The organism is Acetobacterium sp. (assembly GCF_039830195.1).
In the GTDB taxonomy this organism is placed as follows: Bacteria; Bacillota; Clostridia; order Eubacteriales; family Eubacteriaceae; genus Acetobacterium.
This window is the reverse complement of the sequence record NZ_JBDODG010000023.1, coordinates 1-14,985: the sequence shown is the minus strand read 5'-3', so window position 1 is coordinate 14,985 and position 14,985 is coordinate 1. Positions and strand designations below refer to the sequence as shown.

The window sequence follows — 14,985 nt, the reverse complement described above, 5'->3', positions numbered from 1 at the left end:
GAGAAGTTATGAAAATATGGTCTGATAAAGAAAAGATGTCCCGGGGCGAACTCCGGAAACTGCAGTTTAAGCGTTTAAAGAAAACCCTGAATCACGTTTATGAAAACGTACCTTATTATCACGAAAAGTTCAAAACCGCCGGGGTTAAACCGGTGGATATCCGAAGTTTGGAAGATCTGCGGCTGTTGCCGCTGACCACCAAGGAAGATCTGCGAAAAAATTATCCCTTTGGCCTCTTTGCCATGCCCAAAAATAAAATTGTCCGCTATCACGCCTCTTCCGGCACCACCGGCAAACCAACCGTGGTCGGTTATACCAAGCACGATTTGAAGGTTTGGCGGGAAGTAATCGCCCGGATTGCCACCATGGGCGGCGTCACCAATGAAGATACGGCCCAGATTACCTTTGGCTTCGGCCTCTTTACCGGAGCCTTTGGCTTACAGCAGGGGCTGGAAAAGGTCGGTGCCGGGGTGATCCCGATGTCGGCCGGAAATACCCAGAAGCAGATTATGATCATGCAGGATTTTCAATCCACCGTGCTGATTGGAACCCCCTCCTATGCCCTGCATCTGGCTGAAGCTGCTCAAGAAATGGGGATTGATCCCAAAGAAGAATTGTTTCTGAAATACGGCCTCTTCGGTGGCGAAGGTTCCACCGAAGAAATGCGGACCAAACTCAACGAAGCCTGGGGCATTGTCGCCACTGAGAACTACGGCATGAGCGAGCTGATCGGCCCCGGCGTTTCGGGCGAGTGTCTGGCTTTTAAAGGGATGCACATTAATGAGGATCACTTTATTGCCGAAATCATCGACCCCAATACCCTGGAAGTGCTTCCCGAAGGCTCGGTGGGTGAATTGGTAATCACGCCGATTACCAAAGAAGGACTGCCGCTAATCCGTTACCGTACCAAGGATATTACCCGACTGGACACCACCCCCTGTGATTGTGGCCGGACCTCAGTCCGAATGGCGAAGATCACCGGACGAACCGATGACATGCTGATTATCGGCGGCGTGAACGTCTTCCCATCGCAAATTGAAGGCGTCCTTCTGGGTATTAAGGGTATCGGCTCCAATTACCAGATTCGGGTACTGAAAAAAGGGTATTTAGATCGTATCGAAATCGATGTAGAAGTGGTCAACCAGGACTTGCTGGTCTCGGTGACCCTGCTGGATCAGCTTTACAAAGAAATTGAATCCAAACTGCACACGATCCTCGGCATTCACGCCGGCATTCATCTGGTTGAACCAAAAAGTCTGGTTCGCTCTGAAGGAAAAGCCAAACGCGTCATCGATCTACGATCAGAAAATCAATAGGAGATAAACCATGCTTATTAATCAATTGTCGGTCTTTATAGAAAATAAAAAAGGTCATCTCAGCAAGATCACCAAAGTCTTGAAAGATGCTCAGGTGGATATTCGGGCCATTTCCGTTTTTGACAGCGCTGAATTCGGAATTTTGCGCATCGTCGTCGATAAACCCGAGTTGGGCGCCGAAGCCCTTAAAAAAGCCGGTCACGTCGTTAAACAAAGCTATGTGCTGGCCATTGACCCCTCTGACAAGGTCGGCAGCCTGCATGATGTCTTTGCCCTGCTTTCGGATAATGACGTCAACATTGAATACGTCTATTCCTTCGTTATGCCCAATAATCAGGGGGCACCCCTGATTATTCTAAAAGCCGACGATCAGGAAAAAGCCATCGCCCTCCTGACCGCCTCGGATTTCAGTCTGATTCCCAAAGAAGCCGTTTATAACGTTCAAAACGGCTGATCGCCCAACCCCGTACCGACAATTGTTATATCATGTTGTATGCCTCAAGGCGAACAATTGCAAGGAAACGTCTATTCTAGCCGAATTAGTAATGCAACTGTACGAATTGCGCGCATACAACAGATTAACAATTGGTCGGTACGGCAGTTGTGTAACAAAACAAAGCCGGAGCAATGCTCCGGCTTTGTTTTTTATCGTCTGTTTTTGACCTTTTTAAGCCTGAAAAACTCTTCCCGCTCTTTTTCTTCGATGGTGTCCTGAATATACTTTATTTCGGTCTCTAATCGGGGAATCTGGATCTTGTCCAGGGCGTTGGCGCTTTTCTGGGTCTTTTTTATTTCCAGGGACAGCTTATAGGCAGTCGTTTCGACCTGCGCCAATTGATAAGACAAATACTTGACATCATTGAATTTTTTGATGGCAATATCCAGGGCCGGGTTATTTTCATTAAAACCAAAAGCCAGGTTTCTTTCCCGCCGCTCCGTATAGATGACCTCGGGAATATCTACCCCCATAACCCCTTTGGCCCGAATTTCAAACGGGATCTCCGGGGTTACCGAAAGCGCAAACTCTTCCAGATGATTAAGCCCCATACTGATACAAACCTGTTGCAGTGCCTCATAGGCATCCCGAAACATCTGACCGATTTCTTTCTCGATCAACTCGGCTTCTTTGACCAGCTGCATGATTTCCTGAATCAGGATGGTTCTTTTTTTATCCAGCAGTTCATAACCTTTGATCGAAAATTTCAGACGTCCCTTGGCCTTGATCAGATTCGCCTTGGTCGGTGTTATTTTAATGGCCATGACACCACCTATGCTTCCTTGGGAAAATACTTGTCGATGTTTTCAGGACTGAGTCGATCCAGCTCAGTTAATGGCAACAGTGCCAGCAGCCTCCAGCCCAGATTAAGACTTTCGATAATATTTCGGCCTTCATCAAAGCCCTGATTCAGAAACTCCGCTTCAAAAGCACGGCCAAAAGCCATATACTTTTTATCCGTCTGACTGAGATCCTCTTCGCCAATGATCTGAGACAAATCTCTGACTTCCTGTACCTTGGAATAAGAAGCAAATAATTGGTTGGCCACCTCGGCATGATCCCCTCTGGTAAAGCCTTCCCCAACCCCATCTTTCATCAGACGTGACAATGAGGGCAAAATAGCAACCGGCGGGTAAATGCTGCGTTGAAACAAATCCCGGCCGAGCACGATCTGACCTTCGGTGATATAACCGGTTAGATCCGGAATCGGATGGGTGATATCGTCATTGGGCATCGTCAGGATCGGTAAGAAGGTGATCGAACCCACCTGGTCTTTCAGCATTCCCGCCCGTTCATAGAGGGAGGCCAGATCCGAATACATATAACCGGGATAACCTTTTCGACTGGGTACCTCTTCCCGGGCTGATGATATTTCCCGCAGCGCTTCACAGTAACTGGTAATGTCGGTCATGACGACCAGAATGTGCATATGTTTTTCAAAAGCCAGGTATTCGGCCGCCGTTAAGGCGCACCGTGGCGTTGTTATTCGTTCGGCGATGGGGTCATCAGCGTAGTTGACAAACATGACCACCCGATCCATAACATTGGCTTCATCAAAACTTTTTCTAAAGAACTTTTCGTCATCATGTTTAACGCCGATGGCCGCAAAAACCACGCCAAATTCTTCATCGGCATTATCGCCCAGTCTTGCCTGTCTGACAATCTGAGCCGCCAATTCGTTATGCGGCAATCCATTGCCGGAGAATATTGGCAGCTTCTGACCGCGAATTAATGTCGCCAACGTGTCAATGGAAGAAATTCCGGTCTGGATAAAGTTACGGGGATATTCCCGCGACATCGGGTTAATCGGGCGACCATTAATGTTTGCTTCAACCAGACTGAAAATATCGCTGCCGTTGTCAATCGGCTCGCCAATGCCATTAAAAATCCGGCCCTGCAAATCCAGCGACATTGGTAAATTAAATGCTTCCCCGGTAAACTTGATAATGCTGTTCCCGGCTGCTAAACCGGCGGTGTTTTGAAAAACTTGGATAATGACATTTTTTTCTTCAATTTTGATGACTTTTCCCTTTTTAATATTTCCGGTGCTAATTTCGACAATATCAACTACTTCGCCATAGAAAACATCATCAACATCGGAGATCTGAATCAGGGGACCAACGACTTTGTCGATCTGTAGATATTCTTTTTTCATGTTATTCCCCCTTAATTCTCATATTTTTTAAAGAGCACTTCAAAATACTGGTCAATCTCATCTTTAAGTTTGTCAATCCCACTTAAATCATCGTTGGGAATGGTATACTTCATTTTTATGAATTGACTGAAAATATCCAAATTTTTAAGCCGCGATGTAGGTATCCCCAATTTCAGCCCTTCCCGTCCTCTTTCATAAAGATACTCAATCGCCTTTAACATTGCATATTGTTTTTCCAGCGGCACATAGGTGTCATCTTTGTTATAGGCATTCTGTTGGAGATAACCGACTTTAATGATTTTTGCGATCTCCAGAACCCAGCGCTGGTCATCCGGCAGTACATCTTCCCCAACCAGCATGACCATTTCCTGAAGTTTGTTTTCTTCGTACATCAGCTCCAGCATTTTATTTCTCAGGCTGATACAATCCGCAGCCACATTATCCTCATACCAGTCCGATAATATTTTAATGTAACCGCTGTAACTTTCCAGCCAGTTAATGGCCGGATAATGTCTGGCATAAGCCAGACTTTTGTCCAGGGCCAGAAAGACATTGACGAAACGCTTGGTATTCTCGGTTACCGGCTCAGAAAAGTCTCCACCGGCCGGAGATACGGCACCAATAATCGTGATCGAGCCGTCATCGCCGCCCAGGGTTTCAATACTGCCGGCCCGCTCATAAAACTCGGCAATTCGCGACGGCAGATACGCAGGATAGCCTTCCTCCGCCGGCATTTCTTCCAGCCGACCGGAAATCTCGCGCAGCGCTTCAGCCCAGCGGGAGGTTGAATCGGCCATCATCGCCACGGCATATCCCATATCCCGGTAGTATTCAGCGATGGTAACACCGGTGTAGATACTGGCTTCCCGGGCGGCCACCGGCATGTTTGAAGTATTGGCGATCAAAACGGTCCGCTCCATTATCGACTTGCCCGAGCGGGGATCGATCAGTTTGGGGAAATCTTCAATAACCTCGGTCATTTCGTTGCCGCGTTCACCGCAACCAATATAGACAATAATATCCGCATCCGACCATTTGGCCAATTGATGCTGAGTCATCGTTTTACCGGTTCCAAATCCCCCGGGGATCGCAGCAGTTCCGCCTTTGGCGATGGGAAAGAAAATGTCGATAACTCGTTGACCGGTTATCAATGGTACCAGTGTTTCCCGGCGATAGGCATTGGGTCGGGGAGTACGAACTGGCCATTCATGAGCCATCTTCAATTCATGAAGCTCATTTTTAGCGTCTCTGATCGTCACGAGTACGTCTTCGATCGTATATGAACCGTCAGCTACCACTTCAATGACAGTCCCTGATACATTCGGCGGTACCAGAAGGCGATTTTGGATGACCTCAGTTTCCTGAACGGTTCCAAAAATACTCCCCGCCAATAAGACGTCTCCAGGTTTAACCGTCATTACAGCCGGCCACAGTTTTTTGTCATCAATGGATAACAGACCGATTCCTTCAGGGATGAAAATTGGGGAAATCTCCTGGATTTTCTCCAGTGGTCGCTGGATCCCATCAAACATGTTTTTCAGCATCCCTGGTCCCAGCTTGAGACTCAGGGGTCTACCGGTGGGGGTTATTTCCTCGCCGGTTTTCAGCCCTTCGGTTTCTTCATAAACCTGGATGGTGCCGACATCCCCTTCTAAAACAATGACTTCACCGATTAAACGCTGTTCGCCAACGGTTACCATTTCCCGCATCTTGAAGGTGGTCATATTTTTCCCTTTGATTACGGGACCATTGATGGCAGATATAATGCCCTTTTCTTTGTTTTCTTCCTTAACTGCCACTTAGCTCACCTGCTTTTCCATAAACCCGTTCAGTGTCATTCCGATGAGTTTATAATTGGTTTTAATCAGATTTTCAACCGTAAAATCACAATGTAGTCGGCCTTCGGCATCTTCGGCAATAAAACCACCAATACAATCGATACACTCCTGACGGTATTCGATGGTAAAACTAGCTAATTGTTCTTCCATTAAGGCTTTAATCTCTTCAAAATCCCGTTCATTGACAAAGACAACAATATCTTTTTTATCGCCGAACACCTGGGGAATCTGTGCTGCACAATCGCGCAGATAATTGTTGTAAACATCTGCGGTCAGATAATCTCTGGCTTTCTCCCGGATCATCTGATTGAAATCCAGCAGAATCCGATTCTTTTCTTCCAGCTCCAGGGTTTTGGCTTTATTCTTACCTTCAGCAATAATTTTATTTTTATCTCTGAATATCGTATGATAACTCCGTTCCTCGATAGCGCGCTTTTCTTTTTTAATCTTTTCTTCGGAGTCAACCAGCAACGCTTTCTTTTTATCTTTTGCTTCGTAGATGATATCTTTTCCCCATTTGCGTTCTTTGCTTAAGAGATATTGGGTAAATACCCGGAGTTTTTCTTCTACTGAAATCATTTTATCACATCCTTACAATCCCACAGATTCTTTAATATACTGCATAATCATCCCTTCACTGCGCTGATAGCCATGACGATCGGGGATGACCGTAATTAAAGGTGAAAAGTACTTCTTTTTTGCTTCTAAAACTAAATCCTCAATCATTAGCGATGCTTTTTCGGTCAGAAAAATTATTCCAATGTCCTTATCTTTCAAGGCTTCCTTAAACGCTTCTTCAATCTCAGCTTTTGTTTTAAAATAAGATCCTTCGATGCCAGCCAGCTGCATTCCCAGAAAGGAATCACGGTTCTCACTGATAACATAAGATTTCATTACTACAGACTTCCGATAATCATGATCGAAATGATCAAACCATAGATTGCAACACCCTCTGCCAAACCAACATAAATCAAAGTTTTACCTAAAATTTTCTGGTCCTCAGAGACAGCCCCTAAAGCGGCCGAACCAACCACACCAACCGCATAACCAGCACCAGCACAAGCCAGCCCGGTAGAAAGTGCTGCCGCAATGTAGCCTAACCCCGCATCAGTGATTCCCCCTGGTGCGCCTTCAGTAGCTGCGGATACTATGCTGGGCGCCATAAAAATAAGTGCCCCGGCCAGCAAAGGTATAAATGTTGACAAATTTACACGTAAGAATTTTTTCATATTCTGACTTTTCTCATCGCAATCATTATATACGAAATAAACCCCACATGCGATTGTTCCTAAAACTAATAGCGCTGCTCCAATTGTAATCAGAGTTAAAACATTCATTTTCAAATTCTCCTTAATTTAAATTAATTTCCAGATCAACCGACTTAAACTCAACTCCGTCACCTGAATAGTATTTACTGAATAATTCATAAAACTGCAATCTCAGTGCCTGAATGCCAACGATTAATCCCTCTAATGCTATGATAAAAATATTAGCAAAGATGAGTATCCCCACGCTGATCACACCATTTTGGACCATGATTGCCAGAGTCTGAAATGCCATAAATAAACCCACATGGGTTAATGCAAACGCTCCAATTCTGATAAATGAAAGGGTGTTGCTCAACATACCCAAGAGCATTTCAAAAAGCTCAAAACCACTTTCTACATAATATTCTGAAGCGGTCTCTTCATACAATGGCTTCTTCTTCATCAAATAATTTGCCAGTGGTTCCCTGATTAATACCAGAAATACCAGTGATATTGCTAATACAATCAATACCGGATTGAATATTTCAGCATATGGTAAAACACCAAAGTTCAAACCAAAGATACCCAAAATACTAGAATACAAAGCTAAACCACAGATACCATTTTTTCCGAAAATACCCTCTTTGATTTCTTTCTGCTTTAGTTTGTTGATAATGCTGTAGACATACGCAATAAAAAGCATTGCCATGCCGATAAAAACTGCTGTCAGAAGAATGGTGTTAATCTCCTCAAAAGGTCTTAACCACAAGGGATGGATCACTTCTTCGAATCCAAAAATACTGCCATACATAAAACCAAAGAAAGTGGAGCACAGTCCTAAGCGTAAGAGCACTTTCCCAAGCTCCATTCCCCTTTTTCCCAGGATCAATCCAGCAAGTGCCAAAACCAATCCCTGACCCACATCACCAAACATAAATCCAAAACAAAACATATAAGTGATGCTTAAAAAAGGGGTTGGGTCGAGCTCATTAAACGATGGTACTCCGTACATTTTCACCAGGGTTTCAAACGGGCGAAAAAGCCAATTGTTTTTTAATTTTGTGGGTGGTTTTCCACTACCCTTATTGGTGTCTGAAAACATAATGATCATCTCCGGATATTTGGCCGCAATTGCTTCCATCCGTTGTTTATCCCGCTTGGAAATCCAGCCCGAAAAGTAAAAGTTCTCATCACTGAAGGCCATGTACTTTTTAATGATACTGAGATTTGCATACAAACTCAGGGTGTTGAAACTGTCTGTTGCATCCAATCGGTTTTCTTCTAAATGAATATTTAGTTTCTGAACTAGATCCGCATTCTTAGTCTGCAGTTCATTGATTTCAGCATCAATTGCAGCCAGAATTTCCTTTGGCGATTCGGTATATTTGGCATTAAACCCTTCAATCGGTTTAAAATTGAGGGCTTTTAGAATCCGTTGGGATTCGATTTCCAGATCCTTGGGCGACACAATCATAAATACTTCTTCATTGTCTTCCTGATTGCCAACATGAAAAACTATTGATGTCACGCTGTTGTAGATACTTTTTAATCGCACGGCGTTGTCTTTTGTTACCGAACCCAGGCTATATGAAAAATTTTCCAGACTGTCCAGTTCACTCATCTGCGCATCTAACTCGTCAAGATAGGAATATGCTATCTTGCTTTTTTCGAGGGCTTCGATCTGCGCCTTGACATCCCTCAATTCACTGTATTCCATCACTAAATTACTGTCAAACTCCCGAGCTTTGCCCAGGGCTTTCCCAAGGTCATTCTCACTTTTTGCTAAAGAAACCATGTCTAAATTAAGCGAACCTTTGTAGAGTTCGTTCAGCTTATTCACCGTTTTTACAAAATTCTTCTCATCCATCATAGTTTCGCCCGACACAAGCTGTGCAAATCCCAGTAGTTCACCCATATTTTCTTCACGTATGGGAAGAATGAACCGCCCGGAATCGATTTCCTGCATGGCATCGACTATTTGTATATCATTGAAAAGAAAAATGTCTTTGGCGAATTTATCAACATATTTGATCTTTCCGACCACATCCATCATAATCACATTTTCAATTGCCATAGAATACTTCCTTTCACAGCCTAATCAATGGGCCTGATTAAATATTTTTTAATTTCATCCGATCCCATCCGATAGCGCTTACTTTCGATGATTGAAGTAATATCTTCAATCTCAAAGTCCAATAGCCGAACATAGGCAACGACACGTCCAAATGAACCATTCCCTTCACTGAAAAGCTTGAGATACATAAAATAAAGATATCTTTCCTGCCGCCGTTCCATATACAGATCGATGGTTTTAGTATGATTAAACAGAAATGCATAATCTGTATCAGCGATCTGTTCTTTCATTTCAATGAAATTTTTCGCTTCAACTAATGCGAGCAAACGTTTTTCATTTAATTTCAGTCCGCCTCTTAATGAGTATGCAATCAGCTCCTCCCGAGACAGCTTATAAAACTTTTTACCGCGATAGATCCAGATTAAATTCAGCAGATCAAAATTGCGGCGCTGGGCATCAATTAAATCCCGATTCGCTTTTACATCCAATTTTAGCAAACGATTTTTCACCAGATCATAATAATAACGATCCAGTGTTTTTTCAACCATTACCAGGTCCTGCTCTATCTTAATATCTTTATAGATTTCCAGAATTCGATAGTAGTCGGTATTGATCAGTAGTTTTTTAAATTCATCCCAATCCCGTGCCCGAAATAACTTTTCAAAGGGGACCGTTGTATACTCATGGGAATAGATGATCAATTCCCTTAAAGTCTCAAGATCATCACTTCTGGCAATGCCCCGGATTAAAATCCGTAGCGCTTCTACTTCCAGTCGAACGAGAAATACCTTGAAATAGTTCTTATCTTCTCCTGATAAATAATGCATCAACTTTTCAGTTTCCTGCACTTTCAAATCGTTTAAATGCGCCTCAAACTCGGTTCGATGCAAATCCTCGATATTCATCATTTTTAGAAACTGACCATAGTAGGTATTATCTCTTAAATACAGAAATACTTCCTTCAAATCCTTTGCTTTGATGAGTTCCCGAAAATCTTCATCGCTAATTTTACGCGCTCTCATCGCCAGTGCTTTTGTACTTATACAAGCATATTTACTCTTAGACATACGATTCTCACACTTTTCTTTAAAATCTAGAAAGAGAATCAAAAAAAACTGGTTTTATGCGAATTTTTTTCTTTTCTTTCCGTTTCCACCTGAGTGTAATACTCATGAGACCTGTCGCTTTAATGTCCTTCAAACATCACTAGCTTTTTTTTTGAATAGTATTTCCAGCACTTCCCTGGCTTTATCTTCTTTTTTTTCATCATACCGGCAACGGATTTTTCCGAGTTCCTGCTCCATCGAATCTATGATTTTCTGGCGTTCATCTTTAGCTTTATCTATTTCCTGTTGATAGTTTTTTTGGGCTAATTCCCGAGCTCCATCCAGCTCAACTTTTTCTTTTTCTTTTATATCATTCTTAGTTCGTTCTAAAATTCTATCGGCTCTTTGGACAACATTCTTTTTAATTCGCACTGCCTTAGAGTCAAGATTTATAACTTGTCTGATGACCAAATTAATATCAGCATCTTCACTATGTAGCATGATCAGTCTCCTTTCAGTAATATTTGCACAATTACTTCTTATTAATATACCCACTAATTATGATTTTCATTATAGCACTTTAAAAAATTCTATCAACATCTATTTTTTTCTGGCAACCGATTACAAATTTCGTTGAATTACTTATTTGGTTGACATTGTTCCAGATTGGGTGTACGATGTATATATCTAGTACCCCTCCCCGCATGGGGTGCGTAATCAAGGAGGTAACACCATGAAAAAAACTCAGTTCAGTATCAGCGGCATGACCTGTACAGCGTGTGCCAGTGCCATTGAACGTAAGGTTGGCCAGTTGAACGGTGTCGAATCAGCGGTCATAAATTTTTCAAATGAAAAGCTTGTTGTTCAGCATGATCCGGACCTTGCGCCGATACTCCTGATCATCAGTACCATCGAAGCTCTGGGCTACGGTGCCGAGTTGGCTGATCAGGAGAAAACTGCCGGTATCAATAAAAAAGAAACAGGAAAACCAGGTTACCAAAGTCAAATTGATGAGGTCAAATTTCGTTTAATCGGTTCACTGATTTTTACGCTCCCCCTGGTTTATCTGGCCATGGGTCCGATGATCGGCCTGCCTATCCCCGCATTTCTGGCCGGCGAGCAAAACATCCTGATTAATGCTTTAACCCAAATGTTACTCACCCTACCAGTCATATACATGTGTCGACATTTTTATATCAATGGCTTTAAAGCCCTGGTCAAGCGCATTCCTAACATGGATTCCCTGGTAGCGGTGGGCACCAGTGCATCATTTTTGTATGGCGTGGTGGTTTTGTTCATCCTGGCCTATGGTTTCTCATATGATAGTATGCAATTGATCCATCATTATTCACATGAACTATATTTTGAATCGACCACGGTTATCCTAGTACTAATCACCCTCGGTAAGTTTCTCGAAACAAAAGCCAAAGGCAAAACTTCTCAAGCGATCGAAAAACTCATTGCTTTGGTCCCGGATAATGCCCGTGTTTTACGAAATAATATCGAAGTCGAAATTAACATTGATGAGGTGAAAGTTGATGATCTTGTGATCATTCGTCCCGGCGAACGGATTCCTGTCGACGGTGAAATAAGGAGTGGCCATTCCAGTGTTGACGAATCCCTGTTGACCGGTGAAAGCTTGCCGGTTGAAAAATCCGTTGGCGACTTTGTTATCTCTGGTAGTATCAATAAAACCGGATCATTTGAATTCAAGGCGACAAAAATCGGCCAGGATACGACCCTCAGTAAAATTATTCAGCTGGTTGAAGAAGCGCAATCATCAAAAGCCCCGATTGCCAGAATCGCCGATGAAATCAGCCGCTACTTTGTTCCGGCAGTGATGGGAATTTCGCTGCTCACCTTTGTGATCTGGATGATCCTCGGATACGGGTTGTCCTTTGCCTTATCTGCTGCGATATCAGTTTTAGTCATTTCCTGCCCCTGTGCTCTAGGTTTAGCGACCCCTACGGCAATAATGGTCGGCACCGGAAAAGGCGCCGAAAAAGGCATCTTATTCAAGAATGGACCGGCGCTGGAAATTCTCGGAAAATCCAACACCATTGTCTTTGACAAAACCGGCACTCTGACCATCGGTTCTCCATCGATAACCGATATCATTCTTTATGATTCTGAAGTAGATCAGAATGAATTATTAAAACTAACTGCCTCGCTCGAAAAAAAATCAGAGCACCCGCTAAGTGAAGCGATTATTAATGAGGCTGATGCACGCCAATTGCCTTTATATGATGTCTCCCATTTTGAATCGCTGTCGGGATTAGGTATTCACGGTCAGATCGCAAACAAAGAACTGCTGATCGGAAATATTAAACTAATGGAAAAAAACGCTGTCTCGGTAGAGCCTATCATGGCAGACTATCTGCGACTCTCCGATTTGGGAAAAACGCCACTATTGATAAGTTGGGATCAATCTATTAAAGGGATCGTCGGGGTTGCCGATACCATCAAAGAAAACAGTAATCTGGCCGTTTCTCAGCTAAAGGCGATGGGCATTCAGGTCTACATGCTTACAGGCGATAACGAACGAACTGCTCGCGCCATTGGCAATATGGTAAACATTGAAAATGTTGTCGCCAATGTACTTCCCGATGAAAAGTCATCAATGATCAAAGATCTTCAGTCCCGAGGACATCAGGTGATCATGGTCGGCGATGGCATCAATGATGCTCCGGCTCTGGCCCAAAGTGATGTGGGCATTGCCATTGGTAATGGTACCGATATTGCCATCGAATCTGCCGATGTTATTCTGATGCAAAACGATCTGATGAACATCGTCTCCGCCATCCAATTAAGCAAGGCGACACTTCGAAACATCAAGCAGAATTTATTCTGGGCGTTTATCTATAACGTGATCGGTATCCCCCTTGCTGCTGGTGCACTCTATATCCCCTTTGCACTGAAATTAAATCCCATGTTTGCGGCTGGAGCAATGAGCCTAAGTTCGGTATCGGTTGTTCTTAATGCCTTGTCGCTCAAGACTTTTAAAACAAAACGCTTCCCTATAAATAAGGTTGAAAGCAATCAAACTGTTACGAAGGCTGAACAGCCTCCAAATAAAAAAATAGAAACGAAAGAAGGAAAAACCATGAAAAAATTATTAAAAGTAGCTGATATGAGTTGTCAGCATTGTGTTAAACGAGTCGATGGTATTTTAAATGAATTCGAAGGGATCACTGATGTCTCCGTTTCACTGGAAGAAGGTCAGGCGAGTTTTTCAGCTACTGAAAATGTCGATATCAGCGCCGTTACTGCTGCTCTAACCGATGCCGGTTACCCGGCTTCTCTAATCACTGAGTAAATGATGGAAACCAAAGACCGTACCACCGAGCTTAACTTGCTTAAAACGGCCAGGGGACAGATAGACGGCATCATTAAAATGCTGGAAAGTGATCGCTACTGTATTGATGTTTCGAAACAAATTCTCGCAGTTCAGGCTCTGCTAAAGAAAACGAACCTGGAGATTCTAAAAAAGCATATGAATTCCTGCGTCAAAGATGCCTTTGAAAAGGGCGATGGTGATGCAAAAATTGACGAGATCATGCTCGTCCTTGATAAATACTATCGATAGCACTCATCGTCTTGCTTCACGGTAATCTAAAAGCCAGTTCTAGATAGGGCTGGCTTTTTTAGCGTTTTATAGGCTCTACAAAATTGAATATTATTTTTTTATTAAATTTCTTTTGACCTGTCTTCTAAAACATCATATACTATTTACAAGAAATTAATTCGATTATGTTTAGTTATAGAGGTGTCTTACCAATGAAAAAATTATTCTCAATTCTGATTGGTCTGTTAATTATCGGTTCAATCCTTGCCATTGACAGGGATATTATGAGTATTTCCAAATATATGAATAGCCCCGGTAAAGGCAAAGACACTTTTGTGACGACCTTGACCGCTGGACATTATACGGCCGCTATCGATATTCCTCCTGGCACCTATACCATTACATCCATATCCGGTATCGGCCAAGTATCATCTACTAAAGTGTTTTCCGGTGCCATCGATGGTAAAGGATCTGATAATAGCGAAAATCTGAAACAAACGATCGACAATGTTCAGCTTCCTAAAACTGTCGTCCTGACACTGACAGGTAGCTTAGTTGCAAATATTTCCACTGACACCGCTGATTTAAAAGCAATGATTCCCCGCAGAAACACCGCCACTAATCCGATAACGCTTACTCCAGGACAATACAAATCAGGTCAAGATTTTGATCCTGGTACCTATGATGTCATCTGGGTCAGTGGGCTTGGTACGGTTTCTTCCTCTAATCTATTTGATCAAGGAATTTTTGAGCGCATGGGTTTTGCTGATTTGACTGTAAAAGAATTTAAAAATCTCGAACTCAAAGATGGTTCAACCCTCACCGTTTCTGATTTGACGATTAAATTAGTGCCTAGCAAATAAAAAAACGTTCTGTGTTCGATGTCACTGTTAGCTGTTGTGAAGTTGTTCCAAAAGGAGATATTATATTTATGCTGAGATTAATTAAAATCGAAAGTAAAAAAATAAACCGCTTTATATAGCGGTTTTTTAATGTAAAAATTGGTGACCCATGGGCGACTTGAACGCCCGACACCCTGATTAAAAGTCAGATGCTCTACCAACTGAGCTAATGGGTCAGATAAATATTTGTTTAGTTTGTCTTCATAGGTTTGTATGATCCATTTATTTGCCAGACTAAGCGATTCACTCAAAAATGTTCACTTCCTACGGTCGTGCATTTTTGGTTCTCTGCTTATACCAACTGAGCTAATGGGTCATGCTGTATTAAAGGTTCGTATTTTCAATA

General features: G+C 42.8%; 14 protein-coding genes and 1 tRNA gene. 5 read left to right on the top strand and 10 right to left on the bottom strand.

Translation table 11 applies throughout. The features are described from left to right. The first annotated feature begins 8 nt into the window (after nucleotides 1-8). Complete coding sequence (locus ABGU93_RS07770) at nucleotides 9-1,316, top strand: phenylacetate--CoA ligase (RefSeq protein WP_347412908.1); 1,308 nt, start codon at nucleotides 9-11, stop codon at nucleotides 1,314-1,316. A 10-nt stretch (nucleotides 1,317-1,326) separates the two neighbouring features. Then, nucleotides 1,327-1,770, top strand: coding sequence for an amino acid-binding protein (locus tag ABGU93_RS07765; protein ID WP_347412907.1), 444 nt, complete (start codon nucleotides 1,327-1,329; stop codon nucleotides 1,768-1,770). A 191-nt stretch (nucleotides 1,771-1,961) separates the two neighbouring features. On the opposite strand, the gene ABGU93_RS07760 is transcribed toward ABGU93_RS07765, so the two are convergent. From ABGU93_RS07760 to ABGU93_RS07720, 9 genes are all read right to left on the bottom strand, one after another. Next, entirely contained in the window at nucleotides 1,962-2,576 is a 615-nt protein-coding gene (locus ABGU93_RS07760) for a V-type ATP synthase subunit D (protein ID WP_347412906.1), read from the bottom strand. Nucleotides 2,577-2,584: 8 nt separating this feature from the next. Next, on the bottom strand, nucleotides 2,585-3,967 hold the full coding sequence (locus ABGU93_RS07755) for a V-type ATP synthase subunit B (protein WP_347412905.1): 1,383 nt from the start codon (nucleotides 3,965-3,967) through the stop codon (nucleotides 2,585-2,587). An 11-nt stretch (nucleotides 3,968-3,978) separates the two neighbouring features. Next, complete coding sequence (locus ABGU93_RS07750; RefSeq protein WP_347412904.1) at nucleotides 3,979-5,766, bottom strand: V-type ATP synthase subunit A; 1,788 nt, start codon at nucleotides 5,764-5,766, stop codon at nucleotides 3,979-3,981. Next, nucleotides 5,767-6,384, bottom strand: a complete 618-nt coding sequence (locus ABGU93_RS07745) for a V-type ATP synthase subunit E (RefSeq protein WP_347412903.1) — start codon at nucleotides 6,382-6,384, stop codon at nucleotides 5,767-5,769. A 12-nt stretch (nucleotides 6,385-6,396) separates the two neighbouring features. Beyond that, nucleotides 6,397-6,699 carry a V-type ATP synthase subunit F gene (locus ABGU93_RS07740; RefSeq protein WP_347412902.1) on the bottom strand — a complete coding sequence of 101 codons (303 nt, stop codon included), beginning with the start codon at nucleotides 6,697-6,699 and terminating at the stop codon, nucleotides 6,397-6,399. 2 nt (nucleotides 6,700-6,701) lie between these two features. Next, entirely contained in the window at nucleotides 6,702-7,142 is a 441-nt protein-coding gene (locus tag ABGU93_RS07735) for an ATP synthase subunit C (protein WP_347412901.1), read from the bottom strand. 13 nt (nucleotides 7,143-7,155) lie between these two features. Further along, nucleotides 7,156-9,126: a V-type ATPase 116kDa subunit family protein gene (locus ABGU93_RS07730; protein WP_347412900.1), complete on the bottom strand. Its 1,971-nt coding sequence runs from the start codon at nucleotides 9,124-9,126 to the stop codon at nucleotides 7,156-7,158. A 20-nt stretch (nucleotides 9,127-9,146) separates the two neighbouring features. Beyond that, nucleotides 9,147-10,193: a V-type ATPase subunit gene (locus tag ABGU93_RS07725; RefSeq protein ID WP_347412899.1), complete on the bottom strand. Its 1,047-nt coding sequence runs from the start codon at nucleotides 10,191-10,193 to the stop codon at nucleotides 9,147-9,149. Nucleotides 10,194-10,322: 129 nt separating this feature from the next. Further along, nucleotides 10,323-10,673, bottom strand: a complete 351-nt coding sequence (locus ABGU93_RS07720; RefSeq protein WP_347412898.1) for a hypothetical protein — start codon at nucleotides 10,671-10,673, stop codon at nucleotides 10,323-10,325. 232 nt (nucleotides 10,674-10,905) lie between these two features. On the opposite strand from ABGU93_RS07720, the gene ABGU93_RS07715 reads away from it, so the two are divergent. The 3 genes from ABGU93_RS07715 (at nucleotide 10,906) to ABGU93_RS07705 (ending at nucleotide 14,600) form a co-directional block, all read left to right on the top strand. Continuing rightward, nucleotides 10,906-13,488: a heavy metal translocating P-type ATPase gene (locus tag ABGU93_RS07715; RefSeq protein ID WP_347412897.1), complete on the top strand. Its 2,583-nt coding sequence runs from the start codon at nucleotides 10,906-10,908 to the stop codon at nucleotides 13,486-13,488. A gap of 3 nt (nucleotides 13,489-13,491) precedes the next feature. Next, complete coding sequence (locus ABGU93_RS07710; protein ID WP_347412930.1) at nucleotides 13,492-13,758, top strand: metal-sensing transcriptional repressor; 267 nt, start codon at nucleotides 13,492-13,494, stop codon at nucleotides 13,756-13,758. Nucleotides 13,759-13,949: 191 nt separating this feature from the next. After that, nucleotides 13,950-14,600 carry a hypothetical protein gene (locus ABGU93_RS07705; protein ID WP_347412896.1) on the top strand — a complete coding sequence of 217 codons (651 nt, stop codon included), beginning with the start codon at nucleotides 13,950-13,952 and terminating at the stop codon, nucleotides 14,598-14,600. Nucleotides 14,601-14,739: 139 nt separating this feature from the next. Here ABGU93_RS07705 and ABGU93_RS07700 read toward each other — a convergent pair. Next, nucleotides 14,740-14,815, bottom strand: a tRNA-Lys gene (locus ABGU93_RS07700). Nucleotides 14,816-14,985 lie beyond the last annotated feature (170 nt).

Bases quoted from the DNA above. Each gene is read 5' to 3' on its own strand.
- ABGU93_RS07710 (WP_347412930.1), top strand. From the start codon at position 13,492: ATGGAAACCAAAGACCGTACCACCGAGCTTAACTTGCTTAAAACGGCC.
- ABGU93_RS07765 (WP_347412907.1), top strand. From the start codon at position 1,327: ATGCTTATTAATCAATTGTCGGTCTTTATAGAAAATAAAAAAGGTCAT.
- ABGU93_RS07760 (WP_347412906.1), bottom strand. From the start codon at position 2,576: ATGGCCATTAAAATAACACCGACCAAGGCGAATCTGATCAAGGCCAAG.
- ABGU93_RS07730 (WP_347412900.1), bottom strand. From the start codon at position 9,126: ATGGCAATTGAAAATGTGATTATGATGGATGTGGTCGGAAAGATCAAA.
- ABGU93_RS07720 (WP_347412898.1), bottom strand. From the start codon at position 10,673: ATGCTACATAGTGAAGATGCTGATATTAATTTGGTCATCAGACAAGTT.
- ABGU93_RS07715 (WP_347412897.1), top strand. From the start codon at position 10,906: ATGAAAAAAACTCAGTTCAGTATCAGCGGCATGACCTGTACAGCGTGT.
- ABGU93_RS07745 (WP_347412903.1), bottom strand. From the start codon at position 6,384: ATGATTTCAGTAGAAGAAAAACTCCGGGTATTTACCCAATATCTCTTA.
- ABGU93_RS07740 (WP_347412902.1), bottom strand. From the start codon at position 6,699: ATGAAATCTTATGTTATCAGTGAGAACCGTGATTCCTTTCTGGGAATG.
- ABGU93_RS07755 (WP_347412905.1), bottom strand. From the start codon at position 3,967: ATGAAAAAAGAATATCTACAGATCGACAAAGTCGTTGGTCCCCTGATT.
- ABGU93_RS07735 (WP_347412901.1), bottom strand. From the start codon at position 7,142: ATGAATGTTTTAACTCTGATTACAATTGGAGCAGCGCTATTAGTTTTA.
- ABGU93_RS07705 (WP_347412896.1), top strand. From the start codon at position 13,950: ATGAAAAAATTATTCTCAATTCTGATTGGTCTGTTAATTATCGGTTCA.
- ABGU93_RS07770 (WP_347412908.1), top strand. From the start codon at position 9: ATGAAAATATGGTCTGATAAAGAAAAGATGTCCCGGGGCGAACTCCGG.
- ABGU93_RS07725 (WP_347412899.1), bottom strand. From the start codon at position 10,193: ATGTCTAAGAGTAAATATGCTTGTATAAGTACAAAAGCACTGGCGATG.